Genomic DNA, 6,921 nt, shown 5'->3' on the forward strand with positions numbered 1-6,921 from the left:
GAGAAAGCTGAGAGTAACTGATAGAGTCTATCCCCATTACTTTTTTCAAATTCGGATTGACAAGTTGTTGATCTAGGTGTCGTAAACTTTCGGTTTCATCGTTAATGGCATACAGAAAGAGCTTTATTACTTTCTTAAATGTCAATTTCTTTGCATAACGATCAAATTGTTCGATGGTTTGACGAGAATCTAAGCTTAATTGTTCTAATTTAATATACGAAAACCATTTATTTATTGTCATTTTTGTTTTATACTTATCCATGCATAGATCCTTTGTATTGGTCTTGGATAAGTCATCCAAGTACTAGTATAAAGGATTTTTTTATGCCATGGAACAGGTTAATATTTTAATGCAACACTAGTGTGTTTTTGTATAATATAAGTTAAGATAAATAAGTTCAATCCTACTAGAACAACCGAGGTGAATTCATGAAGACCCTATCTGATCAGGCAGTCGGTACTGCACATGGAAAAATCATTCTTATTGGCGAGCATGCTGTCGTCTACAATGAACCGGCTATCGCCATGCCCTTTATGGCCACTCCAGTTGAGGTCATTATAGAAAAAATCAACGGAGGAAGTGTCATATCTTCCAGTTATTACCAGGGTCTTTTACAAACAGTCCCTGATTCACTTAAGAACTTAAAAAGTCTGATCCAGTCGATCTGCAGTGATCTGAATCAGCCTGTTGATGGTCTGAGCATATCCATATCCAGCCTGATCCCGCCTGAAAGAGGAATGGGCTCCAGTGCGGCGGTGGCAACAGCACTTGTTCGTGCTTTATTTGCCTATTTCGAAAGAGATATTGCTCATGATACTTTACTGAATTATGTTGAAATTTCTGAAAAAATCGCTCATGGGAATCCTAGCGGGCTGGATGCACGTGTTACCAGCAGTGCATCACCTATTTACTATAAAAAGAACAGTCACTTTTCCTCGATTCCTTTGCATGTCTCAGGCTACCTTATCGCTGCAGACACCGGCATGAAAGGTCAGACCAAAAAAGCCGTCAGGGATGTTGCGAAGCAGATGGAGCGTGCCTCTCATCAAACACTGACGATCATAAAGAAAATCGGACACTTGACTGAAGAAGCAAGGATAGCCATTCAAGGTGATCACGTTGAGCGCCTTGGCGAACTCCTGACGCTTTCCCATGAATGCCTCAAGCAGATCAATGTGAGCAACGAGCGCCTAGATCGTCTGGTAGACACTGCTTTAAAGAACCATGCCCTGGGAGCAAAGCTCACGGGCGGCGGACGTGGCGGATGCATGATTGCACTGGCTCGGTCAACTAAGCAGGCTAAACTAATCGCACATAAACTGATGGAGAACGGAGCAGTCGAAACCTGGATCCATGCATTAGGAGAGAATAGCAATGAGTAAATGGGTACGTGCACACACAAACATCGCCCTGATTAAATACTGGGGAAAAGAGAATGAAGACCTGATCATTCCTAAAAACAACTCTCTGTCACTGACATTAGATGCGTTCTATACAGATACTTCTGTAACATTTGATGATGCACTGACTGAAGATGAACTCATCCTTGATGGAGATAAGCAGGATGCCAGAATATTAAACAAGGTTCAGAGAGTGCTGGATGAAGTAAGAACACTCGCCGGACTTGAATCTAAAGCTCGTATTGAAAGCATTAATCATGTACCAACTGCAGCTGGACTGGCTTCCTCAGCATCTGGTCTCGCAGCTCTTGCCGGTGCAGCAAGTCAGGCAGCCGGTCTGGATTTATCTGATCAAGAATTATCCAAGCTGGCACGCATAGGATCCGGTTCAGCCTCCAGAAGTATATTCGGCGGATTTGCCGAATGGCTCAAAGGCCAGGATCACGATTCTTCTTACGCTGTTCCAGTTGATGACGCCCAATGGGATATCGGCATGCTGTTCATTATTGTCAATGATGCTAAAAAAGATGTCTCAAGCCGGGATGGAATGAAACGGACAGTCGAGACGTCTCCCTTCTATGACGGGTGGCTGAAATCACTGGACGCTGACTTGTCTGCCATTAAGCAGGCTGTTTCCGATCGTGATATTGAGCAGGTCGGTCAGATTGCCGAGCGGAATGCGCTTAAGATGCATGCGACCACATTGGGTGCTTCCCCTCCCTTTACTTACTGGACAGCTGAAAGCATGAAAGCAATGGATGCTGTCCGTGCATTAAGAAAGTTGGGCTATACAGCCTACTTCACAATGGACGCAGGCCCGAATGTCAAAATCATCTGCAGACAGTCAGACTTGTCTGCTTTAAAACAGGAACTTTCTAAAACATTTGAAGATAAACAGTTGATTGCTGCAAAACCAGGTCCTGGGCTGCATGTACTCAACTGATTCCTGTCATCATCTATTTAACGGAGGGAAAGATCCATGCTGCAAAAAGCAGAAGCTAAAGCTCCTGGAAAACTCTTTATAGCCGGTGAATATGCAGTCGTCGAACCAGGGTCTCCCGCAGTCATCGCTGCTGTTGACCGGTTCATTACTGTTTCAGTTTCACCTGCAAGAAAAGAGACAGGGACGATCCACTCCTCTGTTCTTTCAAATGAACCGTTAGACTGGATTATCCGTGATCATGAGGTCATCTTGGAAGAACCGGATCAGAGAGCGTCTATCATGACAGCAACTCTGAAAGCACTCTCACGATATCTACATGATTGCGGCATCAAGATGGCTCCTCTCGATATATATGTAACAAGCGATATGGTCAGCACCGATGGCCTTAAATATGGACTAGGGTCCAGCGGAGCTGTAACTGTCGCTCTCATTCAGGCCGTTACTCGAGCATACGCACTTAAGTTGAACCCTTTACAGGTTTATAAGCTTGCCTGCCTCTCCCATCTATCCTTGGGAAGCCTAGGATCCTTCGGAGATCTCGCTGCAGCCAGCTTTACAGGATGGATAGCCTATACACGTTTCAGTAGTGAGCCTGTTAATGATATGCTTTCTTCTCTAAGTATCAAGGAAACAGTCGAGCGATACTGGCCTGATCTGATGATCGAATCCATGCCACCTTTCAATAACTTACACTTCCTTGTGGGATGGACAGGAACACCCGCCTCTACTGAAAACCTGGTCAAATCGGTTTTCCGTTCAGATGATGCCTTGACTTACACTCGATTCCTCGAAGAAAGTAGGCACTGTGTAACCGATCTGATCGATGCCATCAAAAAACAGAATCAGGAAAGGTTTCTTGCGGCCCTCTCCAAGAATCAGGACATTCTATATGCAATGACGGCTTTCCAGAAACGTGTATATGTTACACCTCTTCTAGAAAAGCTGCTTCAGACAGCCGATGCACATCAGGCTACTGGCAAAATATCTGGAGCTGGCGGTGGTGACTGCGGTATCGCCTTTTTACCTGATGAAATGGATCCTCAACCGCTTTTGTCTGAGTGGAAAAAAGCGGGGATCACCCCACTTTCACTGGCTGTCTATTATGAGCCAACTAAACTGACTTAATGGAGTGACCTTATGCCTAAATCAAATAACAGAAAAAACGAACACGTTTCATTATCAGAAAAATTTTATGATGGACAAGTCTCGTCTTTTAAAGATATTTCTTTTGTCCATCATTCTTTTCCAGAAATGGATGTCGCCGATGTCGATTTGTCCGTTTCTCTAGAAGGACTCGACTTTTCTGTCCCCTTTTTCATTAACGCCATGACTGGAGGAAGCGAGTGGACAGGAAAAGTAAATGAAAAACTGGCCATTATCGCACGGGAAACAGGTCTGGCTATGGCTACCGGCTCAGTGAGTGCCGCTTTAAAGGATCCTGAACAGGAAAAGTCATTTAAGATCGTTCGCAAAGTTAATCCTGATGGCCTGGTATTTGCTAATCTGGGAGCTGGACATGGACTGGAAAATGCAAAAAAAGTCGTGGATATGCTGGACGCTGATGCCTTTCAGATTCATATCAATGCGCCTCAGGAAATTGTCATGCCAGAAGGTGACCGTGAATTTAAAGGATGGCTGGACAATATTGAATCCATCGTAAATGGACTTGATGTGCCCGTCATAGCTAAAGAAGTCGGCTTCGGCATGAGTCGAGAAACCATCCGTTCACTGGAAGCCATCGGTGTAAAACTGATCGATATCAGTGGTCAGGGTGGAACCAATTTTGCACAGATCGAAAATTTCCGTCGCAAAGATTTTAAGCTGGACGATCTGGAAGAATGGGGTCAGACCACAGCTGTGTCATTATTAGAGTCAGGAGACAGCATAGTGAGTGCCCAAGTTATTGCTTCCGGTGGCATTCGTCGTCCGATGGAAATGGTCAAAGCCTTGTCTCTTGGCGCATCACTCAACGGACTGTCTAGCCAATTCATGCATATGGCACTCAAAGATGTGGACCAGGCTATTGAAACGATCAGTCAGTGGAAAACTGAACTGGCGCACATCATGACGCTCTTGGGAGCCAAAACAGTAAGTGACTTAAGAAAAACTGACGTTATAATCTCTGGTAAGACTGCGGAATGGTGTAATGCAAGAAACATCTCAATCCAGAAATATGCTTCCCGTACCTAGATGGGAAGTTTTTTCATATCATCTGAGGCGTGCCCTGAAATCCAATGACCTAAGTTAAAGAAAGGTGATGTAATGGCAGACAGGAAAAAAAGCTTCTTTCACTCTGAAGTATGGAAGCTGATCTATATTCTTTTACAGTGTACCTGGGGACTTCTTCAGAGCACGATCGGTTTGATTTTATTTCTGATTTTTCTCCGTTGTCCTCATGACCGTTTTCATGGCAGCATCCGTACAAAATGGCCAACATTGAATGGCTTATCGCTGGGCCTGTTCATTTTCACACCCAATGACAAAGATAGTCGACTTCTCCGAAGATATAATGGGAACCAGCCTCGTCTGACTGACCAATGCGAACGCATGTCAGTTCATGAATATGGCCACACCTATCAATCGCTCATTCTTGGTCCGCTTTACCTGTTCACCGTGGGCATCACTTCATTGGGCTGGTCCCGACTGAACCGCTACAAGCAATTACGAAAAGAATGCGGTGTGCCGTATTCTTCATTATGGACAGAGAGGTGGGCAAACGATTTGGGAGAAAAAGTACTTGAGCGGCCATCAATTAGACATTAATTCAAAGCATACTAAAAGCACAGCTTGGGTGATTGACTACTTTTCTCCCCTAAACTGTGCTTTTTATGTGCCACCATCTTCCCCTATCTTTTCTGGGTTTAAACTTGTTCGAGGTAGGCAATGATCATAGTATTGATTGAGAATATTTTGGTGATTCTGACAGTCGTCAGGATCTTCTTAGTGCCGAAGTACAGTTGGGTCACAGTTGGTATTGTCTGTAGTCTGTCTTGGAACCCATTCGAGCTCTTTTTGCTCTCCACTTTGTCGTAAGATGCACCTTCTAAACATCTCGATGGTTCTTATTGTCTCCAGTTGGTCACAAGACACGACTTAGAACACATTCAGACCGTAGTCCCACCCAGGTTGGACATCTAGACGATGAGCCACATCAAGCTGATCGCACTGACTCCTAGAATCATAGACCAGAGCAGACTTCTTGTTTTCAAAGCCAGCAAAATGACAAGAACAGAAGGAATCAGTTTTATATTCATGACTGGATTCAGATTAAAAGACCCCTCCCAGAAAAACACATCGGAGGCTACAAGAGACGCAAAAATAGATACCGGGATGAAGGACATCCAGCGGCTTAATGAAGGCGAAATCTCTTTTTTACTTAACAGAAGCAGCGGGAAAAAGCGTGGAACAAATGTCACGACAGCCATTCCTGCTATCAATATGACTGGGTGTTCAAGCATGGCTGTTCCCTCCTTTCCTGCGGCCGGTTCTATTTTCAACTATATAACCTATGCATGAAGCGAGAACCGTCGCGATGACCAGTGCAATGTTGTGCTGAAGAACTACTGTCAGAATGACTGTAAAGCAGACTGAAGCAATTGCCGCTAAAATGTGTGCCTTAGACACGAACTGCATGACCATCATACACAGAAACATAGCGATGAGTGCATAATTCATGATGAGTGTATTAATGGGAAACTGACTTCCAATCACTCCGCCAAGAATGGTACTGACGATCCATGTCCCATAATTGGATAGACTGGTCACCACTGCCTCATTGGGATGCCACTGCTTATCCTGAAATCTGGAGTAGTTGATGCCAAAGGACTCATCAGACAAGGTGTGCCCGAAGATTCCTAGATAAAGTAAAGACTTGTCTTTTACAAAGCTCGATATACTGGCAGACATCAGAACATGTCTCAGATTCAGGAAAAACACCATAAGGATTATGGACGGAACAGACGCCCCCATAACGACCAGACTTGCCGCAAGGAACTGGGCGGCACCCGCATAAACCAGCAGGCTCATCATCATGATCTGTCCGACCGTAAAGCCGGCATCATAAAGGACGATTCCACAGGCTATTCCCAAGGCAATATAGCTCGCCATAATGGGTGTACTGGCTTTTACACCACTGATAATTGTATCTCTTCTCATTTTCAGCACCTCTACTTCTATGTAAATATTATAATAGTATAGCATAGTTTTTCGGCTATTAAAAAAGCAGCCTTCAAGACGTGTGTGTCAAGTTGTTGTAGGAAATCTCTAGAATCGCTTTTTCCTTTTATTGTTTTTCGCTGTTTACTGAGGGAGATGGGCTCTGCGAGCCTTTCTCCCTCAGTAAACAGCCTTAAAATCTCTTTATTTTAGTACTTTAGCCAATTGTCCAAGAGCGTGAGACGACGCACAGCGCTTTCCAATACTGCCTTCAATCACACCGACTGATTTTCTAGTTTTGGGTTTCTTTAGTAATGTACGGAGTATTCCTTTGAACTCAGGGATAAATTCCTTCTTAAAGGCAGGAATCATTTCGGTTAATGCTTGTAAAAACACCCCATTCTTACGTGCCGAAATAATAG

At 44.2% G+C, this 6,921-nt stretch carries 8 protein-coding genes and 1 pseudogene; 5 read left to right on the plus strand and 4 right to left on the minus strand.

All coding sequences use genetic code 11. The features are described 5' to 3' along the window. Positions 1 to 262, minus strand: a pseudogene (locus BLR76_RS10735) (IS4 family transposase); the annotation flags it as partial. Between the two features lie 167 nt (positions 263 to 429). Here BLR76_RS10735 and mvk point away from each other — a divergent pair. The 5 genes from mvk (at position 430) to BLR76_RS10760 (ending at position 5,107) form a co-directional block, all read left to right on the plus strand. After that, positions 430 to 1,383: a mevalonate kinase gene (gene mvk / locus BLR76_RS10740; protein WP_091268819.1), complete on the plus strand. Its 954-nt coding sequence runs from the start codon at positions 430 to 432 to the stop codon at positions 1,381 to 1,383. Next, complete coding sequence (gene mvaD / locus BLR76_RS10745; RefSeq protein WP_091268821.1) at positions 1,376 to 2,344, plus strand: diphosphomevalonate decarboxylase; 969 nt, start codon at positions 1,376 to 1,378, stop codon at positions 2,342 to 2,344. Before mvk ends, mvaD begins: the two co-directional genes overlap by 8 nt. Before the next feature lie 36 nt (positions 2,345 to 2,380). Then, positions 2,381 to 3,469, plus strand: a complete 1,089-nt coding sequence (locus BLR76_RS10750) for a phosphomevalonate kinase (protein WP_091268823.1) — start codon at positions 2,381 to 2,383, stop codon at positions 3,467 to 3,469. A 12-nt stretch (positions 3,470 to 3,481) separates the two neighbouring features. After that, positions 3,482 to 4,534, plus strand: a complete 1,053-nt coding sequence (gene fni, locus BLR76_RS10755) for a type 2 isopentenyl-diphosphate Delta-isomerase (RefSeq protein WP_091268825.1) — start codon at positions 3,482 to 3,484, stop codon at positions 4,532 to 4,534. 72 nt (positions 4,535 to 4,606) lie between these two features. Further along, positions 4,607 to 5,107 carry a hypothetical protein gene (locus tag BLR76_RS10760; protein WP_091268827.1) on the plus strand — a complete coding sequence of 167 codons (501 nt, stop codon included), beginning with the start codon at positions 4,607 to 4,609 and terminating at the stop codon, positions 5,105 to 5,107. A 371-nt stretch (positions 5,108 to 5,478) separates the two neighbouring features. On the opposite strand, the gene BLR76_RS10765 is transcribed toward BLR76_RS10760, so the two are convergent. The 3 genes from BLR76_RS10765 to BLR76_RS11915 form a co-directional block, all read right to left on the minus strand. Continuing rightward, positions 5,479 to 5,802, minus strand: coding sequence for an AzlD domain-containing protein (locus tag BLR76_RS10765; RefSeq protein WP_091268829.1), 324 nt, complete (start codon positions 5,800 to 5,802; stop codon positions 5,479 to 5,481). Further along, the gene (locus BLR76_RS10770) at positions 5,795 to 6,499 is read right to left on the minus strand and encodes an AzlC family ABC transporter permease (protein WP_091268830.1); all 705 of its coding nucleotides are present in this window, start codon (positions 6,497 to 6,499) and stop codon (positions 5,795 to 5,797) included. The genes BLR76_RS10765 and BLR76_RS10770 overlap by 8 nt, the downstream gene beginning before the upstream one ends. A gap of 204 nt (positions 6,500 to 6,703) precedes the next feature. Further along, positions 6,704 to 6,921: hypothetical protein (locus BLR76_RS11915; protein ID WP_176759576.1), on the minus strand; the 218-nt coding region annotated here is incomplete at its 5' end.

It is taken from the genome of Alkalibacterium thalassium, from assembly GCF_900101165.1.
In the GTDB taxonomy this organism is placed as follows: Bacteria; Bacillota; Bacilli; order Lactobacillales; family Carnobacteriaceae_A; genus Alkalibacterium; species Alkalibacterium indicireducens.

Coding starts and splice junctions, on each gene's coding strand:
- mvaD (WP_091268821.1), top strand. CDS start 1,376: ATGAGTAAATGGGTACGTGCACACACAAACATCGCCCTGATTAAATAC.
- BLR76_RS10760 (WP_091268827.1), top strand. CDS start 4,607: ATGGCAGACAGGAAAAAAAGCTTCTTTCACTCTGAAGTATGGAAGCTG.
- BLR76_RS10750 (WP_091268823.1), top strand. CDS start 2,381: ATGCTGCAAAAAGCAGAAGCTAAAGCTCCTGGAAAACTCTTTATAGCC.
- BLR76_RS10770 (WP_091268830.1), bottom strand. CDS start 6,499: ATGAGAAGAGATACAATTATCAGTGGTGTAAAAGCCAGTACACCCATT.
- BLR76_RS10765 (WP_091268829.1), bottom strand. CDS start 5,802: ATGCTTGAACACCCAGTCATATTGATAGCAGGAATGGCTGTCGTGACA.
- mvk (WP_091268819.1), top strand. CDS start 430: ATGAAGACCCTATCTGATCAGGCAGTCGGTACTGCACATGGAAAAATC.
- fni (WP_091268825.1), top strand. CDS start 3,482: ATGCCTAAATCAAATAACAGAAAAAACGAACACGTTTCATTATCAGAA.